The sequence below is a fragment of the Kribbella sp. CA-293567 genome, assembly GCF_027627575.1.
In the GTDB taxonomy this organism is placed as follows: domain Bacteria; phylum Actinomycetota; class Actinomycetes; order Propionibacteriales; family Kribbellaceae; genus Kribbella.
In genome coordinates this window covers 6,360,490-6,382,465 of record NZ_CP114065.1, presented here as the reverse complement: position 1 = coordinate 6,382,465, position 21,976 = coordinate 6,360,490, and the positions used below count along the sequence as shown (strand labels likewise).

Here is a 21,976-nt window from a genome sequence, read left to right as displayed (position 1 = left end):
CGCTCACAGCCCGATCGGGTGCCAGACGGTCTTCAGTTCGAGGTACTGCGTGAGCCGGGACAGGCCCGGAGACTCGGTCCAGTCCTCGACGGCAGGGCGGCGGACCCGCTTGAGGTTCTCCGCCGAGGCGGCTTCGAGCGCGGTCGCCTCGGCGGCATCGGTGATACCGGCCAGGTCGATCGCGTTGACGTCGGAGTGCGAGGCCAGCCAGGGGCCGATCTCGGTGGCCGAGCCGGTCAGGATGTTGACCACCCCACCCGGTACGTCGGAGGTCGCCATCACCTCGCCCAGTGTCACCGCGGGCAGCGGCCGCTCGAACGACGTGACCGCCACCACCGTGTTGCCGGACACGATCGCCGGCGCGATCACGCTGGTCGGGCCGAGCAGGCTGGAGTCCTGCGGCGCCAGCACCGCGACCACGCCAGTTGCCTCAGGCAACGAGAAGTCGAAGTACGGGCCGGCCACCGGGTTGCTGGAGCCGACCACCTGGGCCAGCTTGTCGGCCCAGCCGGCGTACCAGACCCAGCGGTCGATCGAGGCGTCGACGACCGCGCGCGCCTTGCTGATCGACAGTCCCTCGGAGGCGGCGACCTCGGCGCTGAACTGGTCGTGCCGGCCCTCCATCACCTCGGCGATCCGGTAGAGCACCTGACCACGGTTGTACGCCGTGCGCGCCGACCAGCCGCCGAACGCCTTGCGCGCGGCGACGACCGCGTCGCGAGCGTCCTTGCGGGACGCCTGGGAGGCGTTCGCCAGGAACTTGCCCTTGGCGTTGGACACCACGTACGTCCGGCCGGACTCGCTGCGGGGAAAGGCGCCGCCGACGTACAGTTTGTAGGTCTTGCGCACGTCGAGGCGGCTGCTGTCAGTGGGCAAGGTAGGCCTCCAGACCATGGCGGCCGCCCTCGCGGCCGTAACCCGACTCCTTGTAACCGCCGAAGGGCGAGGTCGGGTCGAAGCGGTTGAACGTGTTGGCCCAGACGACGCCGGCCCGGAGCTGGTTCGCCATCCAGAGGATTCGCGAGCCCTTCTCGGTCCAGACGCCTGCGGACAGGCCGAAGGGCGTGTTGTTCGCCTTCTCGACCGCCTCGGCCGGGGTGCGGAAGGTGAGCACCGACAGCACCGGCCCGAAGATCTCCTCGCGGGCGATCCGGTGCGCCTGGGAGACGCCGGTGAAGACGGTCGGCGGGAACCAGAATCCCTGCGTGGGCAGCTCGCACTCCGGCGACCAGCGCTCGGAACCCTCGTCCTCGCCGATCTGGGAGAGCTCCCGGATCCGGGCCAGTTGCTCGGCGGAGTTGATCGCGCCGATGTCGGTGTTCTTGTCCAACGGGTCACCGACGCGCAGCGACGACATCCGGCGCTTCAGCCGGGCCAGGACCTCGTCGTACACGCTCTCCTGGACCAGCAGCCGCGAACCGGCGCAGCAGACGTGGCCCTGGTTGAAGAAGATGCCGTTGACGATGCCCTCGATGGTCTGGTCGATCGGGGCGTCCTCGAAGACGATGTTGGCGGCCTTGCCACCGAGCTCCAGAGTCAGCTTCTTGTCGGTGCCCGCGATCGACTTGGCGATCGAACGGCCGACGGCGGTCGACCCGGTGAAGGCGACCTTGTCGACGTCCGGGTGCTCGACCAGCGCCTGCCCGGTGCGGCCGGCGCCGGTGACGATGTTGACGACGCCCGGCGGCAGCTCGGCCTGCTGGCAGATCTCCGCGAACGCGAGGGCGGTCAGCGGGGTGGTCTCGGCCGGCTTCAGCACCACGGTGTTGCCGGCCGCGAGGGCCGGCGCGATCTTCCACGCGAGCATCATCAGCGGGAAGTTCCACGGGATCACCTGCGCGGCGACGCCGAGCGGACGCGGGTCGGCGCCGGCCCCGGCGTACTCGAGCTTGTCGGCCCAGCCCGCGTAGTAGAAGAAGTGCGCGGCGACCAGCGGCAGGTCGACGTCGCGCGACTCACGGATCGGCTTGCCGTTGTCCAGCGACTCCAGCACGGCCAGCTCGCGCGACCGCTCCTGGATCAGCCGGGCGATCCGGTACAGGTACTTCGCGCGGTCCCGGCCGGGCATCGGGCCCCAGACCTTCTCGTAGGCCTTGCGGGCGGCCTTGACGGCGCGGTCGACGTCGGCCGGACCGGCCTCACTGACCTCGGCCAGCACCTCCTCCGAGGCGGGGCTGACCGTCTTGAACGGCTTGCCGTCGGTCGCCTCGGAGAAGGCGCCGTTGATGAACAACCCGTACGACGACCTGATGTCGACGATCGCGCGGGATTCCGGCGCCGGTGCGTACTCGAATCTGCTCATGCCTCAGTCCAGCGTGAAGTAGTCGGGGCCGGGGTAGTGCCCGGTGGCCAGCTTGGTGCGCTGCATCAGCAGGTCGTTCAGCAGGCTGGAAGCGCCGAAGCGGAACAGCTCCGGGTCCAGCCAGTCGGGGCCGGCCGTCTCGTTGACGGTGACCAGGTACTTGATCGCGTCCTTGGCCGTCCGGATGCCGCCGGCCGGCTTGACGCCGATGTGCAGCCCGGTCGTCTCGTGGTAGTCGCGGACCGCCTCCAGCATCACCAGCGTCACCGGCAGCGTCGCCGCGGGGGAGACCTTGCCGGTGGAGGTCTTGATGAAGTCCGCGCCGGCCAGCATCGCCAGCCAGGACGCGCGCCGGACGTTGTCGTAGGTGACCAGCTCGCCGGTCTCCAGGATGACCTTCAGGTGCGCGTCGCCGGCGGCCTCGCGGATCGCGGCGATCTCGTCGAAGACCAGCCCGTACCGGCCGGACAGGAAGGCACCGCGGTCGATCACCATGTCGACCTCGTCGGCACCGGAGGCGACCGCGTCCTTGGTGTCCTGCACCTTGATCGCGAGGCTGGAACGCCCGCTGGGGAAGGCGGTAGCGACACTGGCCACGTTGATCCCGCTGCCGCGCAGCTCGAACTTCGCCGTGGCCACCAGGTCGGGATAGACACAGACCGCTGCCACCTGGGGCGCGGTCGGGTCGGCCGGGTCGGGGCGCTTGGCCTTCGCGCACAGTGCCCGCACCTTGCCCGGGGTGTCCGAGCCCTCCAGCGTGGTCAGGTCGATCATCTGGATGGCCAGATCGAGCGCGTACGCCTTGGCGGTGGTCTTGATCGACCGGGTGCTCAGGGTGGCGGCCCGGGCTTCGGCGCCGACCTGGTCGACGCCCGGCAGGCCCAGCAGGAACCGGCGCAGCCGGTCCTCGGACGAGGTCACGTCGGCGAGACTGTCGACGCCAGTGTCGGTAGTGGTCACGCTGGGCAGTCTAATCGCGTTTCGGCTGCCTCGTTCGCGGCCGTACACAGGTACCAGGACGGCAACAGGTCGGCTCCGATCCGAGCGCGAATCTAGGGATCCTTCCCTGCTGCGGCTACGTTGTCCGGGTGAATTCGAAGTCGATGGAGAACGAGCAGTACCTGTCCCAGTCGAACCGGATCACCGCGGTCCTCGTGCTGGTGATCGGGGTGGCCGGGCTGGTGGACATCGTGGTGGAGTGGCGCACGCTCGGCGGGCTGGTGGCAGCCTGCCTGATCGGTCTGCTGATGGTCGCGGCGTACGTCGGCCTGTTCCGTCCGTCGGTCACGCTCCGCCCGCAGAACCTGCTGATCCGTAACCATCTGCGCGACCACGTCGTGCCGTGGAACCTGATCACCGAGACCGACGTGACCGACATCCTGCGGGTGCACACCGAGACCGGCAAGCTGCGCTGCCCGGGCGTCCAGCTGGTGATGCGCGACATGCGCAAGTCCCGCGTCGGCGGCCGCAAGCTCAAGGCGGAGAACTCGATGTCCCGCGCCGACTTCGTCGTCGACCGGATCGACCACCACGTCAACCTGTACGGCGGAACGGGCGCCGAGGACGCGAAGATCGTCACCACCTGGGCCCGCCCCGAGCTCGCCCTCGCCGCAGTACTCGCCGTGACCGCTCTGATCGCCCAGCTGCTCCGCTGATCTCCTGCACTGCCAGGAAAGTCGGCGATTGAGGGGAACTTCACCCCGATCGGCCGCGTCCGAACCCGTGTCCGCCCCCGGGATGAACCTCAGGGTCACCCAGGATGGACTCCGCAAGGTCCCCGAATCACCGAGAGTGGAGCTCATGGTCAACCTCTCCAGCAAGAAGCGCGTCCTGGCCGGCGTCGCCGCCGTGGCCGGATTCGCAGCGCTGGCAATGCCGGTTCAGGCAGCGCAGGCGACTGGTGGCGTCCCGCCGCAGATCCCCGCCGCCGAACTGGGCAAGTCCGCCGCGTCCCAGGCGAAGATCCAGGGCACCCAGGCCACCACCCTGGCGAGCTCGAACACGAACATCGTTCGCTACAACAAGCTCTACAAGACCGGCGCGCTGCAGGCGTCGAAGTGCAAGGAGGTCAACGTCTCCCTGCGCACCGCGGCCGGCGTCAAGGCCTACGACCAGCAGTTGCTGAACTGCATGTGGGCAGCGTGGGCGCCGACCCTGAAGGCCTCCGGCGCCAACTACTCGATCAAGCCGGTCCTCGTCGTCTACTCCGCCAGCAAGGTCGCCACCCACTGCGGCACGGTCAGCTACCCGACCTCGTACTTCTGTGGCTACGGCAACCAGTCGCACATCTACATCCCGTGGGCCTACATCGCGGGCTTCTGGAAGCAGAGCCCGACCTACGCCCGCGCCTACGCCACCAACACGCTGGCTCACGAGTACGGGCACCACGTGCAGTACCGGACCGGCATCCTGTCGGCGTCCTGGTCGCGTCAGTACGCGTTCAAGACCACTGCCGCGAAGCTCGAGGAGAGCCGTCGCCGTGAGCTGCAGGCCTCCTGCCTCGGTTCGGCGATGCTCGGCGCCAACAAGAAGTACTACCCGCTGTCCGGCGGCCTCTACACCCAGTGGAAGTACCTGGTCGAGCACTCCGGTGACGTCAAGGGCTACCCGCGTGACCACGGCTCGTTCGCCAACCACGGCTGGTGGTCGCACGCCGGCTTCTACGCGGCCAGCAGCAAGACCTACGCGAGCCGCTGCAACACCTTCAACTCGGCCGCGAGCCGGGTCGCCTGACCCGACTGACACAATCTCCGGGTGATCCCGGAGTAACAAAGCCGCCTGGAACGCGTTCACGTTCCAGGCGGCTTTTGTCCGATCCGGTCGAATGTTGCAATTTGGCCGACACGTTCACGATCTGCGATCGTGTGGTTACCGTGTTCGGGTCCGCACGCCTTACAGTCTTGGTCGACCCACGAACGGCAGGAGTCAAGGATCGTGAACTACGACGAGTTCAACACCGAGTACACCAAGGTGCTGGACAAGATCAAGAGCGGCAAGTGCAGCTGGTCGGAGCTGTCCGGTCACGTCACCCGGCTACGGCAGGGGACGGCCGGGATCACCTCACCGGTCGAGCGCACGCAGATCGACAGCGATCTGGCCGCGCTCGGTCAGATGGTCGACCTGTCGCGGCGGACCAACGACAAGGAAGACGTCTGGACCGTCACCTCCGAGGCGGTCCGCCGGGCCAGCAGCGGTGAGGGTTCCGTCGCCGACCGGATCGCCCGGATCGAGGCGAGCATCCACGAGATCACCACGCTCGCCAACCGCAACCCGGACGAGCGCGAGGCGCTGATGCAGTCCACCAGCACCCTGAAGATCCTGCACTCCTCCCTGCAGAGCTCCCTGCGAGCCGAGCAGGCCGAAGCAGCAGCCCTCACCAGCTGACCCGCCACCAGCTGCCGGGAACGGCCTCTCGTCGTGGCTGCTGCCTGTTGGCAGCAGCCACGAGGCATTCCAGGCCTTTCTGGAGTCGGTTGAGTCAGTTGCCGGCAGGGGAGTGACGCGGGCTCGTGGCAGGCTGTGCGCCATGACTGCAGCGAGGCGACCGAAGCCGATGACCCGCGGTGGGGCGGTGTTCGTCTGGTTCATGATCGTCTGCATCGTTCTCATGGGCCTCCTCGGCGGCGGCGCCGGGATCAAAGCCGGCCTGGATGGCCGCTCTGCCCTGGCGAACGGACCGTCCGGCAGCTTCGCCCCGACAGACCGCACCTGCGGCAAGAGCAGCTGTACCTGGATCGGCGATTTCGTGAGCCACGACGGCACGGTCACCCACACAGGCATCAAATTGCTCGACGGGGTGAGCGTCTCCCGCACCGACCCGATGCCTGCCCGGATCGCCGATGTGCGCCTGCATGACGACGCCGACGGATCCATTGCCTACACCGAGGACCACAGCTGGGGATGGTCGCTGGTCGGCGGTGCACTTCTCCTGCTGCTGGGCCTGACGATGCCGGTGTTCCTGATCCGCGTGCTCAGACGTCACCAGCAGCAAACACAGGCCCGACGCTAGCGACTCTCAAGGGTCGAAATGTTCAGATTCCGGCTGCGATGGCGAGATCTTTCTTGATAGCGGCCAGCTCGACAGCGGCCTGGGCGCGCGCGCTCGGGACGTCATCCCCGGTTACCGGGATGACAACCTCCAGATAGCACTTGATCTTCGGCTCCGTGCCCGACGGCCGAACCACCACCCGAGCACCGGCCGACAGTGAGTAGCGCAGACCGTCGGTCGGCGGCAGCGCCTCGGAACCCTCACTGAGGTCCTCGACGCGCTCGACCGCATGTCCGCCCAGCGACGTCGGGGGAGTGGCGCGGAGCCGGTCCATCGCCGCGGCGATCAAGCTCAGGTCGTCGACCCGTGCGGCCAGTTGGTCGGTGGCGTGCAGGCCGTACTTCTTCGCCAGGTCGTCGAGCAGATCCAGCAGCGTGCGCCCGTCCGCCTTGGCAGCAGCAGCGAGTTGCAGCACGCGGACCAGCGTCGACACACCGTCCTTGTCCTTCACCGCGCCCGGGTCGACGCAGTACCCGAGTGCCTCCTCGTAGCCGAAGACCAAGTCAGGCACGCGCCCGATCCATTTGAACCCGGTCAGCGTGTCGACGTACCCGACGTCGTACGCCGCCGCGATCTTTCCCAGCAGCGACGACGACACGATCGAGCATGCCGCCACCCCAGCCGGTCGCGACGACAGCAGGAACTCACCGAGCAGGGCCCCCAGCTCGTCCCCGCGCAGCATCCGCCAGCCACCCTCGGCACCAGCATCCGGTACCGCGACCGCACACCGATCCGCATCCGGGTCGTTGGCCACCGCGATGTCGGCCTCGACGGACCGCGCCAACTCCAGCGCCGCGTCGATCGCCCCCGGCTCCTCCGGATTCGGGAACGCCACGGTCGGAAAGTCCGGGTCCGGATCAGCCTGCGACGCCACCACAGCCGGTACGGCGAAGCCCGCGCGTTGCACCGCGGCCTCGACCAGCAGCCGCCCGACGCCGTGCAGCGGCGTGTAGGCCACCTTCAGCTCCCGGGGAGCATCCGCGGGCACCAGAGTCGCGATCCGGTCGAGATAAGCATTCAGCAGGTCGTCACCGGCCACCTGCCAGTCGTCGCCACGCGGTACCGATGCCAACGGCCCGACGGCCTCGATGGCAGCAGCGATCTCGCGGTCGGCCGGCGGCACGATCTGCGAGCCGTCCCCGAGATAGACCTTGTATCCGTTGTCCTGCGGCGGGTTGTGCGACGCCGTGACGACCACTCCGGCAACCGCTTTCAGGTGCCGGATCCCGAACGCGACCACCGGCGTCGGCGCCGGCCGGTCGAGCAGGACGGCATCCAGTCCCGCGCCTCGGATCACCGCGGCGGTGTCCTGCGCGAAGACGTCGGACTTGTGCCGGGCGTCGTACCCGATCAGGACCGGACCGTCGGTGAGCCCATTGGCCTTCAGGTACGCCGCCAGCCCGGCCGCGGCGCGGATGACGACCACCCGGTTCATCCGGTTCGACCCGGCGCCGACGGCGCCACGCAGGCCCGCCGTACCGAATTCGAGGGTGCCGGCGAAGCGGTCGGCCAGTTCGGCGTCGGCCTCCGGGCCGGCGTCCAGCAGGGCCTGCAGCTCGGCGCGCGTGTCGGGATCAGGGTCCTCGGCCAGCCAGGCCTGGGCGGCAAGACGGGGCAGAGCGGCATCGTTGACGGTCACCACCGCACGATACCGCCCAGTATCGGCGGTCAGGCGGACCGCCGAGTGTCAGTCAGAGCCGGTCAATGACCCGAGCTCTGGCACGGACGGGCCCGGAGGTCCGCCACGTAGTCGTCCGGAGCGCCCGCCGCCTCGGCCGCCTCGGCGAGGATGCCCAGGTAGCGCGCGGAGGGCAGACCTCCCTCGTAGGCGTTCAGGACGTACATCCAGGCGAGCTGCTCGCCGTCCAGGGTCTGCACCCGGACCTGAAGCTTGCGGTAGACACCCTGGTCGATGAACTCCCACTCGTCCAGGCGCTCGAGGTCGACCGGGCTGACGTCGTACAAGGCGACGAAGACCTGGTTGGTCGGGTCGCTGGGATCCTCGACGACGGTCGCCATCGAGCCCTCCCAGCCGAGTTCCTCACCCCCGAAGGTGAGGCGCCAGCCGACGATCCACCCGGTCCCGCGCAGGGGGGAGTACGGGCACCGCTCGGACATCAAGTTCGGGTCCAGATTCGACGCAAACGCGGCGTACAGGGTCACGAGATCACAGGATACGGAACAATGGCCTCTCGTGGCGCGAGTTGTGATTATCGGTGGCGGTCCAGGCGGTTACGAAGCGGCGAGTGCGGCCGCCCAACTAGGGGCGGAGGTGACAGTTGTCGACTCCGACGGGATCGGTGGTTCCGCCGTGCTCACGGACTGCGTTCCGAGCAAGACGCTGATCGCCACGGCGGAGGTGATGACAGAAGTCGAGGAGGCCGGCCAGCTCGGTCTGCGGGTGGAGGACGGCGACGACGACCCGGCGAACTCGGTGCGGGTCGACCTCTCCGTGGTCAACCAGCGCGTCAAGGCGCTGGCGACGGCCCAGTCGGAGGGAATCCGGCGGCGGCTGATCGACGACAAGATCCGGGTGATCAACGGCCGCGGCCGGCTCGACGGGCCGGAGACCGTAGTCGTCGGCGACGAGCGGCTGGACGCCGACGTGGTGCTGATCGCCACCGGGGCAAGGCCGCGCATCCTCAAGGGGTCCGAGCCGGACGGTGAGCGGATCCTGACCTGGGAACAGGTCTACGAACTCGAGGAGCTGCCCGAACGGCTGATCGTGGTCGGGTCCGGGGTCACCGGTGCCGAATTCGCCAGCGCGTACGACGCGCTGGGCAGCGACGTGGTGCTGGTCTCGTCCCGGGACCGGGTGCTGCCGGGCGAGGACAAGGACGCCGCCGAGGTGCTGGAGGACGTCTTCAAGCGCCGCGGCATGACGGTGCTGGGCAAGTCCCGCGCCGAGTCGGTGCGGCGGCAGGGCGACGGCGTCGTGGTGACGCTGACCGACGGCCGGACGGTCGAGGGTTCGCACGCGCTGCTCGCGGTCGGATCGCTGCCGAACACCGAGGAGATGGGGCTCGTCGAGTCGGGCGTGTCGCTGGGCGACGGCGGATTCGTCACCGTCGACCGGGTGTCCCGTACGACGGCCCGCGGGGTCTACGCCGCGGGCGACTGCACCGGCGTACTGATGCTGGCCTCGGTGGCCGCCATGCAGGGCCGGATCGCGATGTCCCACGCGCTCGGCGACGCGGTGGCGCCGCTGAACCAGTCGACGGTCTCCTCGAACGTCTTCACCGCCCCCGAGATCGCCACGGTCGGCGTGACCCAGGCGGCGCTGGACGCGGGCGGCAGCACCGCGATGATGGTCAAGGTGCCGCTCGCCGACAACGCGCGGGCGAAGATGCAGGGCGTCCGGGACGGCTTCGTCAAGCTCTTCTGCCTGCCGAACACCGGCATCATCGTCGGCGGCGTGGTGGTCGCGCCCCGCGCGAGCGAGCTGATCCACCCGATCTCGCTGGCCGTTGCCACCCGTCTCACGGTCGACCAGATGGCTCAGTCCTTCACCGTCTACCCGTCGGTCTCCGGCTCCATAGCCGAAGCCGCCCGTCGGCTCCACCTGCGGTCTTGACCTCAGGTTCCGTGCACAACGACAGGCAGTAGTCCCCGTACGGCGGCCGGCCGACGCTCGAGTGAGCGTGGCGACCGGCCGCGAGACCGACTACTGCCTGTCGGTGTGTACAAGCCAACCGAGCACAGCAGGACGTGCCGATCAGCTGGGAGTGTTCGCCGAGGCGGTGTCGCCGGGGGTGTCGGCCGAGGCGGTGTCATTCGGGGTGTTGGCGGACTCGGTGTCACCCGGGGTGTTGGTGTCGCCCGGGGTATTGGCCGACGTGGTGTCGCCCGGGGTGTTGGCCGAGGCAGGCTCGCCCGGCGTGTTCGTGCTGGCGACCTCGCCGGGGGTGTCGGCGGAGGCGGTTGCCGGCGCGGCGGTCGTCGTACCGGGGCCGGCGGAGGTGCTGGGCGTGACACCCGGCGTAGTGACGCTCGGGGTCGCCGGCGACGGGTCGTTCAGGTTCGGGGCGGCGTACGCCGCGGTTCCGATGCCGATCGTGGAGATGGCGGCGATCGATCCGACTACGGCCCACTTACGCGTTGCTGACATGGTGAATCCCTTCTTCTTGGAGCCGTCGGCTCCGGTTGACCCGGTCTGCGGCCTCGACCCAGCTCTCGGCCAGGAGGAGTCGTTCCCGGGTTGCTTGCCGCCAGCCGGCTTCCTGCACGCGGTGCGGGCCGGTGGCGAGTGAAAGGACGACCGACGCGACCCGCAGCCGGAGCTGGCGCGGATCGACGTGCCGGTCGAAGGTGGAAAGACAGTGCGCGGAGTAGGCGCCGATCGCGGACGCATGCCGCGGCAGCACCTGCGCGAGAACGTCCAGGTGACCGACCAGGCAGGCGAGGTCATCGAGGCGATCACCCGGTCCGGCCGTGTCGACGTCGAGCAGCCCGGTCACCGAGCCCCGCGCGTCCACGAAAACCTGCGCCTCGTAGAAGTCGCTGTGCACCGGGACGATCGGGCCACTGTTGCTTTCCGCAACGATCTTGGCGGCGAGCTCTGCAGCCGACGCGGCCAGCTCCGGTACGACGTTGCCGACCGAGCGGGCGTAGTACTCGGTCCGCTCCAGCCAGGACGTACGGCGAGGGGCGTCGAGCAGCTCGGCCGGAAGCGCGTCGAGCACTCGCACCAGTTCCGACGGATCCGGCAGCGGCCCGCCTGAGCGCAGTACCGATCGGAGGTTCTTGCCGGGCAGATTCTCCAGTACCAGCAGCCCGTCGTCGCTCCAGCCAAGACTCTTCGGAGCCGGTACCCCGGCGCGCGTCAGCAGCTGGTGACGATCATGCAGCGCCTCGACCTTGGCGGGCGGAACCACCTTCAGATAAAGGCGTCCCAGCGCTCCAGTGGCCTCGACAACAGCCCGTCGCAACGGTCGATAAGACAGCAGCTTGAGGCCGACCTCACCCTTGCCGAGCCCGCAGTTCTCGAAGAGCGCCGAGACAGCGGCAGGGTTCATCGCCGCCCGCATCCCGGGAAGCAACGGATCGGCCGCAGCGGCCCAGACTCCTACCTGCAGCTCATCGTCACCAAGGATTGCGACACCGTCCGGCAGCGCTCCACCAGCAGTCGCGCAGAAGACCTCAGACCGCACTACCGAGTCGCGCAGAACCTCCGCGCGGTAGGCAACCGTCGTACCGCCACCGTGGTGGTCGACCTGGTCGGCCCGCCAGCTGAGCAACTCCCCGCCGCCGGCCCCAACAGCCGCCGCCAGAATCTCACCGGCCGCCCCACCGGTGAGGAGCTCCAGGAACGCGCTGTCTTCTGTCATACCGACAACACTGCCCGCCCCCGATGAGCGACTTGTTAGCGCATTCTGAGAGCTTTCTCATCCGTGCTCAGCTCGAGGTCGGACCGCATCGCGATCCGGATTTCCCGCAACGGCACCCACGCCTTCTGCAGAATCTCCCGCGCCTTCTCGGTCGTGTCGGTGGAAGGATCGTGAGTGCCGTCCTCACGGTGCTTGAGGACGGCGTACGCATCCGCGAGCCCTCTGGCGATCTGCTGAGCGAGCACCAGCACCGGCGCGCTGACAATCATCTGTGCCTCGGCGTACGCCGTCTGGAACGCCTGCCGCATCTGCGGCAACTCAACCGCCTCAGCCGGCCGCTCGGTCCCGTTGTCAGCCGCAGAGGACCAGGCGCGGAGGGCGCGATGGTAGTCCCGCGCCGCCGCGTTGAAGGTGATGTACCCCTCGCGCAGCTCCAACCGCCGCACCCGCGCCTCGTCCCGCGCCGCCTGCTCAAGCCGCTCAGCCCGAGCCCGCTCGAACTCCCGCCGCTTCGACCGCTCGGAGATCAACGGCGACAGGGTCGAGGCAACCAACGTCCCCAGTACGCCGATGCCGGCGATCGCCAGTGAGCTGTCCAAGATGGTCTCCTCAGTAACACACGCGCAGCCGAAGGCTCAGGGTAAACAAACGACAAGGAGCGTGGAGAAGAGATGATTGTGCCTATAAACGTTCCGGAGTACGACGTGGGAGGCGGTATGCGCCTCGAGTGGGATGAGGATTTCGAGATCGAGGCAGAGGTGCTCGGTTCTGAGATTCGTCTAACGGCAAACCGAGCAGGCCTGATTTCGTTGGCTCGCCAGTTGTTGACCTTGGCACAGGACGGCGTACCAAGTGGCCATCACCTCCACCTGACAGCAGATCAGGAAATCGAAGGTCCTTTCGATCTCATTCTTGAGCGGCATGACAGTCGTTGAGTACCCGAACATGCGTTGCGACGTGCTGGACTCTCTCGCCGTCCTCTCCGACACGGAGTACCAGCGGCGCGCGTGGATAGAGAGACAAGGGTTCAAGGCAGGGGGGTTCGACAACTTCGACTACCACATTGACGTGCTCTACGACGACACGGAAGTGTTGCCGAACCCAGAGGATTCTCTGGGCACCGTGCTGCTTCCCGGCGACGAGATCGAGCGCCTCCGAGCCGTAGGCGCGATCTTGGACCAACTGCTCGACCGTCACGGTGACGCGGGCGACGAGGTCTTCATCTCAGACACTCAGTGGCCCAGTGTGGTCAGCGCGGCAAGTGTCGCGCTCGCAGCGATGATCCGGGCAGGCGGCCTTCGAGTTGTGCTGTAAGCAGGGGAGAGCTGGTGGAGCGAGACGTAGGTCTGAGTTCGTACGAGTTCGATGTCCTGCGAGCGGCGGCGTCGCAGTTCTCGGAGATCTCTCCAAAGTACTTGGGTTCGATTGCTGTCTCCGATGACGACTGCACCGTCATTTGGCGTTTGATCAGCGATGCGGACGCCTTGGCGCATGAAACCGTTTCGTTCCGCCTGGTTTCTGTTGCTGAGAGCGGCTCTTGTTCCGCTGCTGGCGATGTGGTCTACCTGCGTCTGACTGAACGGCAGTGGTTGGTGCTCTGCCGGTTGGCTCGAAGGGTCCTGTCGGCGTTCGGCGAGCGCGAGTTGTTCCTTCGCACTGGTTTTCAGTCGGCTGAGGTCACACAGGTTGTCGAGAAGCTCTGTGGCTTTGCGGGGCTTCCTTGCCGCGAAGGAGGAGTTGCGGGGGAAAGAGAAAACCACCGGAACCCCAAGGGTTCCGGTGGTTTTAGTTAGCTCAGAAGTCTCCGCCGCCGAAGTCGCCGCCGCCGAAGTCCCAGCCGCCGCCGTCTCCGCCGCCGAAGTCGCCGTCGCCGCTGAAGTCGCCTTCGCCGCCACCGCCGTCTCCGCCGCCGCCGTCTTCGAAGCCGCCGCCGGCCATGTCGCCGTAGCCGCCGCCGGCGAACATGCCGCCGAGCATGGTGCCGATGAACATGCCGGTCATCACGCCGCCGAGGGCGCCGAACATGCCCTGGGCGTAGGGGGAGTAGGCCGGGCCGGCCTCCCAGTACGGGACGCGCTGCGGGCCGACCATGACCTTGCGGATGTCGGGGTCGGCACCGGCCCGGACGCGCTCGGCGTCCGCGGCGCAGGCCGGGACCTCACGCGGGGCGCCGCCGGGGGGCGACCAGGTGACGTCGGCGACCGACGGGCCGTGCTGGGGGTTGAAGAAGCAGGACGGGCGGCGCTGGGGCAGCGGCTCGCCGTTCACCCGGGCGCGGACGCAGGCCATCGCGTACCGGCCGTCCTCGAGGATCTCGATCACGTGCCGGATCTGCTCGGCCTCGGTGACCTGGCCGACGGCCGACTTGGCCGACTCGTAGGAGTCGAGCGCGCGCTGGTAGTCCTGCCGGGCGCCGTCGCCGAGGTCCTTGCCGACCATGTCCAGGTCGAGGTCCTGCAGCTCTTCACCGAACTTGGTGATGTCCTCGTCGGCGGTTCGCTTCACCGACTCCAGTTCGCCCGCGGTGATCTCGTGCTTCTTCTTGGTTTCGAGTTGGGTGCGCTGGTACGAGCGAAACGCCATGAAGGCGATCACGATGACCGCGATCACAAGAATGGTGGTGAACATGTCGGGCCTTCCTCGACGAGTGTTGCGTCGAGCCTACCGGGCGGTCGAAAGCGACCGAAATCTCCTGAGAATCTCCTGAATATCACTGCGTTCGCGGCGGCTCGTACCGCCGCCGCATAGCTTCCGTGGCAGCAGGTCCAGCGGTGAACACGTACCGCGTGCCGTCGATCGGCCGGCCGGTCGACCGGTCCACCACCACCGGCTCGACCTCCTCGCCGCTCTCGGAGTCGACCAGGATCATCGTCCGGTCCTCGGTCGCGAGCCGCGCGTTGCCCCAGGCGGCCAGCGTGACGATCACCGGCCGCAACGACCGGCCCAGCTCGGTCAGCAGGTACTCGTACCGCGGCGGCCTGTCCTGGTACTGCGTGCGCTCCAGCAGCCCGTCGTCGACCAGCGTCTTCAACCGGGTGGTCAGCATGCTGGACGAGATCTTCAGGTTGCGCTGGAACTGGTCGAAGCGGGTGTAGCCGTCGAAGGCGTCGTGCAGGATCAGCAGCGTCCACCACTCGCCGACGTGCCGCACCGTCGTCGACAACGGGCAGGACAGGTCCTCGGGCCGGAACCGGTTCACCACCGCCACCCCTCTGGTCGCTTCGATTTCCGAAGTCATTCTACCGGCGCCACGCAGGGTGACGGCAATGCACGGCTGCCGCTCACTCAGTGCGCATAATCGATTACTGCTGTCCCGTCTAGCAGAAGGCTGTCCGATGAGCAAGACCTTCTCACCCCGACTCGCGCTGACCGCGGTGACAGGCCTGGCCCTGTTCGTGCCGCTCGCGCCCGCCTCTGCCGAAGTGCCGGCCGTCCAGACCCTCCAGTCGGCCGACCCCACCTACGAAGAGCTGCCGCTGACGCAGGGCTCGCAGTACTCGATCGCCCAGGCCCAGGAGACCAAGCCGTTCGGCCTGGTCGGCGTCACCTGGCCCTACCAGAAGAGCTCCGCCCAGGTGCAGGTCCGGATCCGGGTCCAGCGCGACGGTCAGTGGACCGCCTGGGAGAACCTGCTGGTCGAGGACGACCACGGCCCGGCCGCGGCCACCGCCGAGGGCAACCAGCGCTCCGGCACCGAGCCGTACTGGGTCGGTACCGCGAACGGCGTCCAGACCTCCCTCACCACCCTCGACGGGACGAAGATCTCCGGCGCCAAGGTGGTCCTGATCAATCCCGGCGTCCGGCCCGCCGACAGTGAGCCGCCGACGATCCAGGATCCGGTGGAGGCAGAGGCCGCGCGAGCGCCGTACGCGATGCCCGCCATGGTGAGCAGGCGCGCGTGGGGCGCCGACGAGCGGCTCCGCGCCCACAACGGCAAGGCCTGCGTGAAACCGAAGTACACGGGCACCGTGCAGGCCGCCTTCGTCCACCACACCGCCGACCGCAACAACTACACCCGCACGCAGGTGCCGGCGATGGTCCGCAGCATGTACGCGTACCACGTGAAGAGCCGAGGCTGGTGCGATCTCGGCTACAACTTCCTCGTCGACCGCTTCGGCCGTGCCTTCGAGGGCCGGTACGGCGGTGCGCAACTGCCCGTGCTCGGCGCGCACACCGGGGCGTTCAACGCGAACTCCTTCGGCGTCTCGCTGATCGGCAACTTCGACCAGGTCGCGCCGCCCGCCCCGATGCTGGAGACGACGGCCCGGATCATCGCCTGGAAGCTGGACGCCAACTACCGCTCGCCGCTGACCACGGTGGTGCTGGCCGGCAGCAAGCTGCACACCGTCTCCGGCCATCGCGACACCAAGGCGACGGCCTGCCCGGGCAAGAACCTCTACTCCAAACTTCCTTGGCTGAAGCAACGGACCAACATCCTGATGGGCAAGAGCGTCTCCACCGAGATCTACCGGTACGCCAAATCGCTCGGCGGATTCCGGGTGACGGGGCAACCGTTCTGGGGTGAGCACCGGACGAAGACAGGTCGCGCCACCTACTTCAGCGCTCGGGACATCTACTGGTCGAAGGCCAGCGGCGCGCACTCGGTGACGGGCCTGTTCCGGACCCGCTACCGCCAGCTCGGCCCGGACGGACTGCTCGGCCTTCCGACGACGGAGTACCGCGTGGGCCGGGTCAGCGGCAGCAAGGTGCAGAACTTCCAGAACGGTGGCCTGTACTGGTCGAAACGCACCGCGATGCGCCCGGTCGCCGGGATGATCCACCGCAAGTACGCCGCTCTCGGTGCCGAGCGGTCGAGGCTCGGCCTGCCGACCACGGACATGTACCCGGTGAAGGGTGGCCTGCGGCAGAAGTTCCAGCGCGGCGCCCTCACCTTCAACAGCCGGGACAAGAAGGTCTACGTCTCATGAGGTTCTCGACCCGGCGCGGCGCGATCGTCGCCGTTCTCCTCGGCTCGACGGTGCTCAGTGCGACCGCACAGGGGTACGCGGTGGCTCCACCCGAGCCAGAGGCGGCGCAGACGATCACCGGTCGCGGGTTCGGCCACGGCCGCGGCATGTCGCAGTACGGCGCTCAGGGCGCGGCGATCGCGGGCCGCTCGGCCAAGTCGATCCTCGACTTCTATTACCCGGGAACGACGGTGGGCAAGGCGAGCGGGGCGATCCGGATCCGGATCAGCGCCGACACCACCGACGGGGTCCGGGTCGTCGCCGCGAACAAGCTGCGGCTGCGAGACCTGAAGACGGGCAAGGTCTTTACGTTGCCTACGGCATCGACTCGGGCGCAGTGGTCGATCGATCCGTACGGCGAACGCGGCGCCAAGGTCAGCTCGTACAACGCCAAGGCGAAGAAGTGGACGCTCTGGAAGACGTTGACCGGGATGGCGCAGTTCGAGGGGCCGACGGTCATCTCGCTGGTCCTGCCCAGTGGCGCCGTCGTGCGTTATCGCGGCGTACTGCGGTCCGCCGACCTGTCCGGCGCCCACTTCGACACCGTCAACGTGCTCTCGCTGGAGCTCTACCTGCGGGGCGTGGTCCCGCGCGAAGCCCTGACGAGCTGGCGGCCGGCCGCGCTGCAGGTCCAGTCGGTTGCCGCTCGCACCTATTCGGTGTACCACCGCAACCGTGCGGCGAAGCGGGCCTACGACCTGTGTGACACCACCTCTTGTCAGGTGTACGGCGGCTACAACTCGGAGAAGTCCCAGACCAACGCGGCGATCGCGGCCACGGCCGGGCAGATCCGGCTCTACCGGAGCAAGCCGATCATGGCCGAGTTCTCGTCCTCCAACGGTGGCGCGACGGCGGACGGCGACGCGGCGTACCAGGTGCTGAAACTGGACGGCTGGGACGCCTACCCGGGCAACAAGAACCCGAATGTGACCTGGCGGGTCACCCGGACCAGCGCGCAGTTGCAAGCGGCCTTCGGAGTCGGCTCCCTGCGCAGTCTGCGGGTCGTACGCCGAACCAAGGTCGGTCCGTCAGGTGGCCGGGTGCTGTCGGTCGAGGCGATCGGCTCGAAGGGGAAGGTCGTGCTGACCGGAGATCAGGTCAGGAGCCGACTGGGCCTGCGATCGGCCTGGTTCGCGTTCGCCGGGGTGCAACCCACGTCGGTTGGTATGCCAACTGGGAGTCAACTCGGTTCGGGCTGAGGCATTGACGGCGAAACCCCTGGCCAGCTAGAACGTGACATCGATGTCAATCGCTGCCGCCCCAGGAGGAGCAAGTCGATGCGCAGAAAATTTGGTATACCAACTCAACGGATCGCCGGCGGCTTGCTCGCGGTCGGGATGCTGGCCGCGCTGCACACACCGGCCGCCGACGCGAAGGCCGGCGCAGTGACCGGTGGACCGCACTCGCCGGCGGCCAGGGCCCAGGCGTCGTACCAGGCGCTGAACAAGTACTTCGAGGTCGGCCAACAGGGACTGCTGCTGGAGGAGTACCCGAACGAGCAGCAGAACCCGTACTCCTACATCTGGCCTTACTCGCAGGCCGCGGTCGCCGCCGAGAACCTGGCCGGCATCCCCGGCTCCGGGCGCAAGGCCGACCAGGAGGCCCAGCGCCGGCTGGACCTGTACGAGCCCTACTGGAATGCGACCACCACGCCGAAGGGCTACGACTCCTACCTGCGGCCGCCGCTCGGTCAGGGCGGGGACAAGTTCTACGACGACAACGAGTGGATCGGGCTGCACCTGATCCAGCAGTACCAGCGGACTGGTGACCGCTCGTCGCTCGCACGGGCGAAGGAGATCTTCGCGCTCGTCGTGCACGGCTGGGACACCGACACCACCCACCCGTGCGCGGGCGGCGTCTACTGGACCCAGGCGCCCTGGAGCCAGGACCGCAACACCATCTCCAACGGCCCGGGCGCCGAGCTGGGCGCGCACCTCTACCTGCTGACCCGGGACAAGTCCTACCTGACCTGGGCGAAGAAGATGTACGCCTGGGCACAGCAGTGCATGCTGGCGCCGAACGGGCTGTACTGGGACCACATCGACCTGGCCGGCACGATCGAGAAGACCCAGTGGAGCTACAACCAGGGCGTCATGCTGGGTGCCGGAACCCTGTTGTACAAGGCAACGCGCGACAAGAAGTACCTGAACGACGCCAAGGCACTCGCGAAGGCCTCGCTGGCCTTCTACGCGGCCGAGGACCGGCTGTGGAAGCAGCCGACCAGGTTCAACGCGATCTACTTCAAGAACCTGCTGATCCTGGACTCCGTCTCGCACGACCGCAAGTACAAGGCGGTCGCCGAGGCCTACTCCACCCGGGCATGGAAAGAGGCCCGCGATCCCGCCACGGGCCTCTTCCACTTCGCCGAAGGACCGGTCCAGTTGCTGGAGCAGTCCGGCATGGTCCAGATCGACGCCTTGCTGGCCTGGCCGCGCGGCAAGTACGGCGAACTGGCCTGAGTACTAGCTGGCGGCGGTCGCCGTCTTGATCTCCACCGGAGTGGCGGGCCTGCCATCGGTAGGTCCGCCACCGCCCGGCACGACGCCCGCGTTCGCGACCTTGTCGATGATGTCCAGACTCGCCTTGTCGATCGTGCCGAAGGCCGAGTACGACGGGGGCAGGCCGGCGCTGCCGTAGACGACGAAGAACTGGCTGCCGTTCGTGTTGGGACCCGAGTTGGCCATCGCCAGCACGCCGCGGCCGTACTTGAGCTCCGGGAACACCTCGTCCTTGAAGCTGTACCCCGGTCCGCCGCTGCCCTGGCGGGCCTCGTCGGTGGTCGGATCGCCGCACTGCAGCACCTGCAGTCCCTCGCCGACGGTGAGCCGGTGGCAGGTGGTGTTGTCGTAGTACTTCTGGCCGACCAGGTTCAGGAAGCTCTTCACGGTGCAGGGCGCGAGGGCGCTGTCCAGGGTGAACTGCAGGTCGCCCACCGAGGTGCTCAGGGAGACCTTCGAGGTGCCGCTGGCTTTGACCTTGCCGTCAGCCGGCGGGTTGACCTTCTTGCTGGCCGGCTCGGCGGACTTGGTGTAGGCGCAGTCCACCTCCGCCGCGAGCGGCTTGGCGCGCTTCGGCGCCGGCGCGATCGCGGTCGGGATCGAGACCGGCTTGTTCTCCGCTCCGGCGGCAGGCGCCGACGGCGAGTCCGCGGCCGCCGGGGTGTCGTTCCCGGTGTTCTTGGCGAGCAGCACGACGCCGCCGCCGATCACCGCGACCACCGCGACGATCGCCGCGATGGTGGCGGCCACCATCCTCCGCTGCTTGGCGCGTTCAGCCTGCCGCTCGGCCTGTCGCTGCGCCTTGCGTTGAGCCAGCTGCTGCTCGTGGGTCTTCCTGGACATGCAAAGTTCTCCTCACCTCGCGGCAATCCTGCAGGGAAGCTACCGCCAAACCCTGAGAAACGCCTGTGGATCACCACAAGTGGAGACCGCGGACACCAAACGGTGACCTTGGACAAGAAATATCCTGTTCAAGGTCACCGCCGGGTGTTCAAGCCCACCAGTGGTGGGGTCAGTCCTTGATCTCGCAGATCGCCGCGCCTGCCGCCACCGTTGCGCCTACCTCGGCGGACAGGCCGGTGACGGTGCCGGGGCGGTGGGCGTTCAGGGGCTGCTCCATCTTCATCGCCTCCAGGACCACGATCAGGTCGCCCTCGGCGACCGTCGCGCCCTCTTCGACGGCGATCTTCACGATGGTGCCCTGCATCGGCGAGGTGAGCGAGTCGCCGGAGGCGGCGGCCTTGCCGCTGCCACCCGCGCGCCGGGACGGCTTCTTCTTCGCCGTACCGGCGGCGGCCGCTCCCGACGCGCCCAGCCCGGCGGGGAGGACGACCTCGAGCCGCTTGCCGCCGACCTCGACGGTGACCTTCTCCCGCTCGCCCTGCTCGGCGACGTCCGCGGCGCCGTCGTACGGCGGGATCTGGTTGTCGAACTCGGTCTCGATCCAGCGGGTGTGCACCTGGAAGCCCTCGTCACCGACGAAGGCCGGGTCGCTCACCACGGCCGCGTGGAACGGCACGGCGCTCGGCATCCCCTCGACCACGAACTCCTTCAGCGCGCGGCGGGACCGCTCCAGCGCCTGGGTCCGGTCGCGACCGGTGACGATCAGCTTGGCGACCAGCGAGTCGAACGACCCGGGCACGGTCTCGCCCTGGTCGTAGCCGCCGTCGAGCCGGATGCCCGGTCCGGACGGCGCGTGCCACTTGGTCAGCGTGCCGGGCGCCGGCAGGAAACCGCGGCCCGGGTCCTCGGCGTTGATCCGGAACTCGATCGAGTGGCCGGACACCTCCGGGTCGTCGTAGCCGAGCTCCTCGCCGTCGGCGATCCGGAACATCTCCCGGACCAGGTCGATCCCGGTCACCTCTTCGCTGACCGGGTGCTCGACCTGCAGCCGGGTGTTGACCTCCAGGAAGGAGATCAGGCCGTCCTGGCCGATCAGGAACTCGCAGGTGCCGGCGCCGACGTACCCGGCTTCGCGCAGGATCGCCTTCGACGACGTGTAGAGCGTCTCGAGCTGCTCGGCCGAGATGAACGGCGCGGGCGCCTCCTCGACCAGCTTCTGGTAGCGGCGCTGCAGCGAGCAGTCCCGGGTGGAGATCACCACGACGTTGCCGTGGGCATCGGCCAGGCACTGGGTCTCGACGTGCCGCGGCTTGTCCAGGTAGCGCTCGACGAAGCACTCGCCGCGACCGAAGGCGCTGATCGCCTCCCGGGTCGCCGACTCGAACAGCTCCGGCACCTCTTCCATCGTGCGCGCGACCTTCATCCCGCGACCGCCACCGCCGTACGCCGCCTTGATCGCGATCGGCAGCCCGTACTCCGTGGCGAAGGCCACCACCTCGCCGGCGTCGGCCACCGGGTTCGGCGTCCCGGGGACCTGCGGCGCGCCGACCTTCTCGGCGATGTGCCGGGCCTTCACCTTGTCGCCCAGCGAGTCGATCGCCGACGGCGGCGGGCCGATCCAGATCAGGCCGGCGTCGAGCACCGCCTGGGCGAACTCGGCGTTCTCGGCCAGGAAGCCGTAGCCCGGGTGCACCGCGTCCGCGCCGGAGCGGGCCGCGACGTCGAGGATCTTGGCGATGTTCAGGTAGGAGTCGGCCGGCGTCGCGCCGTCCAGCGAATAGGCCTCGTCGGCCAGCCGGACGAACAGGGCGTCGCGGTCGGGCTCGGCGTACACGGCGACGCTGCCCAGCCCCGCGTCGGCGGCGGCACGAACGACCCGGACGGCGATCTCGCCCCGGTTCGCGACCAGAACCTTGGTGATGCGCTTGCTGTCAGACACAGCTGAACTCCCTTCGGCCCGGCTGAGTCTAGGGTCAACAAGACCTCAGGGG

Annotated in this window: 23 protein-coding genes; 11 read left to right on the top strand and 12 right to left on the bottom strand. The window is 68.3% G+C overall.

The features are described from left to right. Positions 1-3: 3 nt before the first annotated feature. The 3 genes from OX958_RS29540 to deoC are packed head-to-tail and all read right to left on the bottom strand — an operon-like array spanning position 4 to position 3,262. On the bottom strand, positions 4-876 hold the full coding sequence (locus OX958_RS29540) for an aldehyde dehydrogenase family protein (protein WP_270133265.1): 873 nt from the start codon (positions 874-876) through the stop codon (positions 4-6). After that, positions 866-2,302: an aldehyde dehydrogenase family protein gene (locus OX958_RS29535; protein WP_270133264.1), complete on the bottom strand. Its 1,437-nt coding sequence runs from the start codon at positions 2,300-2,302 to the stop codon at positions 866-868. The genes OX958_RS29540 and OX958_RS29535 overlap by 11 nt, the downstream gene beginning before the upstream one ends. A 3-nt stretch (positions 2,303-2,305) precedes the next feature. After that, entirely contained in the window at positions 2,306-3,262 is a 957-nt protein-coding gene (deoC, locus tag OX958_RS29530) for a deoxyribose-phosphate aldolase (RefSeq protein WP_270133262.1), read from the bottom strand. A gap of 128 nt (positions 3,263-3,390) precedes the next feature. Here deoC and OX958_RS29525 point away from each other — a divergent pair, with 128 nt between their 5' ends. The 4 genes from OX958_RS29525 to OX958_RS29510 all read left to right on the top strand — a co-directional run bounded on the left by OX958_RS29525 (position 3,391) and on the right by OX958_RS29510 (position 6,311). Continuing rightward, positions 3,391-3,957 (top strand): PH domain-containing protein, encoded by a 567-nt coding sequence (locus tag OX958_RS29525; RefSeq protein WP_270133260.1) that lies wholly within the window; start codon positions 3,391-3,393, stop codon positions 3,955-3,957. A 145-nt stretch (positions 3,958-4,102) separates the two neighbouring features. Further along, entirely contained in the window at positions 4,103-5,035 is a 933-nt protein-coding gene (locus tag OX958_RS29520; protein ID WP_270133258.1) for a neutral zinc metallopeptidase, read from the top strand. A gap of 201 nt (positions 5,036-5,236) precedes the next feature. Beyond that, positions 5,237-5,686 (top strand): hypothetical protein, encoded by a 450-nt coding sequence (locus OX958_RS29515; protein ID WP_270133256.1) that lies wholly within the window; start codon positions 5,237-5,239, stop codon positions 5,684-5,686. Between the two features lie 142 nt (positions 5,687-5,828). Beyond that, the gene (locus tag OX958_RS29510) at positions 5,829-6,311 is read left to right on the top strand and encodes a hypothetical protein (RefSeq protein ID WP_270133255.1); all 483 of its coding nucleotides are present in this window, start codon (positions 5,829-5,831) and stop codon (positions 6,309-6,311) included. 22 nt (positions 6,312-6,333) lie between these two features. Here OX958_RS29510 and OX958_RS29505 read toward each other — a convergent pair whose 3' ends face one another. Beyond that, the gene (locus OX958_RS29505) at positions 6,334-7,992 is read right to left on the bottom strand and encodes a phospho-sugar mutase (protein WP_270133254.1); all 1,659 of its coding nucleotides are present in this window, start codon (positions 7,990-7,992) and stop codon (positions 6,334-6,336) included. Positions 7,993-8,051: 59 nt separating this feature from the next. After that, positions 8,052-8,513: a gamma-glutamylcyclotransferase gene (locus OX958_RS29500; RefSeq protein WP_270133252.1), complete on the bottom strand. Its 462-nt coding sequence runs from the start codon at positions 8,511-8,513 to the stop codon at positions 8,052-8,054. 31 nt (positions 8,514-8,544) lie between these two features. On the opposite strand from OX958_RS29500, the gene OX958_RS29495 reads away from it, so the two are divergent. Then, positions 8,545-9,924, top strand: coding sequence for an NAD(P)H-quinone dehydrogenase (locus tag OX958_RS29495; protein ID WP_270133251.1), 1,380 nt, complete (start codon positions 8,545-8,547; stop codon positions 9,922-9,924). A 141-nt stretch (positions 9,925-10,065) separates the two neighbouring features. Here the strand turns inward: OX958_RS29495 and OX958_RS29490 are convergent, their stop codons facing one another. Genes OX958_RS29490 through OX958_RS29480 form a run of 3 tightly spaced genes read right to left on the bottom strand, consistent with a single transcriptional unit; the run spans position 10,066 to position 12,276 of the window. Beyond that, positions 10,066-10,458, bottom strand: coding sequence for a hypothetical protein (locus OX958_RS29490; RefSeq protein ID WP_270133250.1), 393 nt, complete (start codon positions 10,456-10,458; stop codon positions 10,066-10,068). Beyond that, on the bottom strand, positions 10,442-11,677 hold the full coding sequence (locus OX958_RS29485; RefSeq protein WP_270133249.1) for a phosphotransferase: 1,236 nt from the start codon (positions 11,675-11,677) through the stop codon (positions 10,442-10,444). Before OX958_RS29485 ends, OX958_RS29490 begins: the two co-directional genes overlap by 17 nt. A 35-nt stretch (positions 11,678-11,712) precedes the next feature. Beyond that, a complete protein-coding gene (locus OX958_RS29480) occupies positions 11,713-12,276 on the bottom strand; it encodes a hypothetical protein (RefSeq protein WP_270133248.1) in 564 nt (187 codons plus the stop codon). A gap of 117 nt (positions 12,277-12,393) precedes the next feature. On the opposite strand from OX958_RS29480, the gene OX958_RS29475 reads away from it, so the two are divergent. The 3 genes from OX958_RS29475 to OX958_RS29465 are packed head-to-tail and all read left to right on the top strand — an operon-like array spanning position 12,394 to position 13,470. Continuing rightward, the gene (locus OX958_RS29475) at positions 12,394-12,612 is read left to right on the top strand and encodes an Imm32 family immunity protein (protein WP_270133247.1); all 219 of its coding nucleotides are present in this window, start codon (positions 12,394-12,396) and stop codon (positions 12,610-12,612) included. Then, positions 12,599-12,991, top strand: coding sequence for an SCO4402 family protein (locus OX958_RS29470; RefSeq protein ID WP_270133246.1), 393 nt, complete (start codon positions 12,599-12,601; stop codon positions 12,989-12,991). The genes OX958_RS29475 and OX958_RS29470 overlap by 14 nt, the downstream gene beginning before the upstream one ends. A gap of 14 nt (positions 12,992-13,005) precedes the next feature. After that, on the top strand, positions 13,006-13,470 hold the full coding sequence (locus tag OX958_RS29465; protein ID WP_270133245.1) for a hypothetical protein: 465 nt from the start codon (positions 13,006-13,008) through the stop codon (positions 13,468-13,470). 1 nt (position 13,471) lies between these two features. Here the strand turns inward: OX958_RS29465 and OX958_RS29460 are convergent, their stop codons facing one another. Further along, positions 13,472-14,305, bottom strand: coding sequence for a hypothetical protein (locus tag OX958_RS29460; protein WP_270133244.1), 834 nt, complete (start codon positions 14,303-14,305; stop codon positions 13,472-13,474). A gap of 82 nt (positions 14,306-14,387) precedes the next feature. After that, a complete protein-coding gene (locus OX958_RS29455) occupies positions 14,388-14,915 on the bottom strand; it encodes a winged helix-turn-helix transcriptional regulator (protein ID WP_270133243.1) in 528 nt (175 codons plus the stop codon). Positions 14,916-15,012: 97 nt separating this feature from the next. Between OX958_RS29455 and OX958_RS29450 the strand changes: the two genes are divergently transcribed. The 3 genes from OX958_RS29450 (at position 15,013) to OX958_RS29440 (ending at position 19,103) form a co-directional block, all read left to right on the top strand. Continuing rightward, positions 15,013-16,605 carry an N-acetylmuramoyl-L-alanine amidase gene (locus OX958_RS29450; RefSeq protein ID WP_270133242.1) on the top strand — a complete coding sequence of 531 codons (1,593 nt, stop codon included), beginning with the start codon at positions 15,013-15,015 and terminating at the stop codon, positions 16,603-16,605. Then, positions 16,602-17,843 (top strand): SpoIID/LytB domain-containing protein, encoded by a 1,242-nt coding sequence (locus OX958_RS29445; RefSeq protein WP_270133240.1) that lies wholly within the window; start codon positions 16,602-16,604, stop codon positions 17,841-17,843. Before OX958_RS29450 ends, OX958_RS29445 begins: the two co-directional genes overlap by 4 nt. 78 nt (positions 17,844-17,921) lie before the next feature. Continuing rightward, positions 17,922-19,103, top strand: a complete 1,182-nt coding sequence (locus OX958_RS29440; protein WP_270133239.1) for a glycoside hydrolase family 76 protein — start codon at positions 17,922-17,924, stop codon at positions 19,101-19,103. Between the two features lie 3 nt (positions 19,104-19,106). Here the strand turns inward: OX958_RS29440 and OX958_RS29435 are convergent, their stop codons facing one another. Both OX958_RS29435 and OX958_RS29430 read right to left on the bottom strand, forming a co-directional pair. Continuing rightward, positions 19,107-19,985 (bottom strand): peptidylprolyl isomerase, encoded by an 879-nt coding sequence (locus OX958_RS29435; RefSeq protein WP_270133237.1) that lies wholly within the window; start codon positions 19,983-19,985, stop codon positions 19,107-19,109. A gap of 169 nt (positions 19,986-20,154) precedes the next feature. After that, complete coding sequence (locus tag OX958_RS29430; protein ID WP_270133236.1) at positions 20,155-21,924, bottom strand: acetyl/propionyl/methylcrotonyl-CoA carboxylase subunit alpha; 1,770 nt, start codon at positions 21,922-21,924, stop codon at positions 20,155-20,157. Between the last annotated feature and the right edge of the window lie 52 nt (positions 21,925-21,976).

Coding starts and splice junctions, on each gene's coding strand:
- OX958_RS29470 (WP_270133246.1), top strand. CDS start 12,599: ATGACAGTCGTTGAGTACCCGAACATGCGTTGCGACGTGCTGGACTCT.
- OX958_RS29455 (WP_270133243.1), bottom strand. CDS start 14,915: ATGACTTCGGAAATCGAAGCGACCAGAGGGGTGGCGGTGGTGAACCGG.
- OX958_RS29520 (WP_270133258.1), top strand. CDS start 4,103: ATGGTCAACCTCTCCAGCAAGAAGCGCGTCCTGGCCGGCGTCGCCGCC.
- OX958_RS29535 (WP_270133264.1), bottom strand. CDS start 2,302: ATGAGCAGATTCGAGTACGCACCGGCGCCGGAATCCCGCGCGATCGTC.
- OX958_RS29445 (WP_270133240.1), top strand. CDS start 16,602: ATGAGGTTCTCGACCCGGCGCGGCGCGATCGTCGCCGTTCTCCTCGGC.
- OX958_RS29485 (WP_270133249.1), bottom strand. CDS start 11,677: ATGACAGAAGACAGCGCGTTCCTGGAGCTCCTCACCGGTGGGGCGGCC.
- OX958_RS29435 (WP_270133237.1), bottom strand. CDS start 19,985: ATGTCCAGGAAGACCCACGAGCAGCAGCTGGCTCAACGCAAGGCGCAG.
- OX958_RS29440 (WP_270133239.1), top strand. CDS start 17,922: ATGCGCAGAAAATTTGGTATACCAACTCAACGGATCGCCGGCGGCTTG.
- OX958_RS29450 (WP_270133242.1), top strand. CDS start 15,013: ATGAGCAAGACCTTCTCACCCCGACTCGCGCTGACCGCGGTGACAGGC.
- OX958_RS29510 (WP_270133255.1), top strand. CDS start 5,829: ATGACTGCAGCGAGGCGACCGAAGCCGATGACCCGCGGTGGGGCGGTG.
- OX958_RS29490 (WP_270133250.1), bottom strand. CDS start 10,458: ATGTCAGCAACGCGTAAGTGGGCCGTAGTCGGATCGATCGCCGCCATC.
- OX958_RS29475 (WP_270133247.1), top strand. CDS start 12,394: ATGCGCCTCGAGTGGGATGAGGATTTCGAGATCGAGGCAGAGGTGCTC.
- OX958_RS29460 (WP_270133244.1), bottom strand. CDS start 14,305: ATGTTCACCACCATTCTTGTGATCGCGGTCATCGTGATCGCCTTCATG.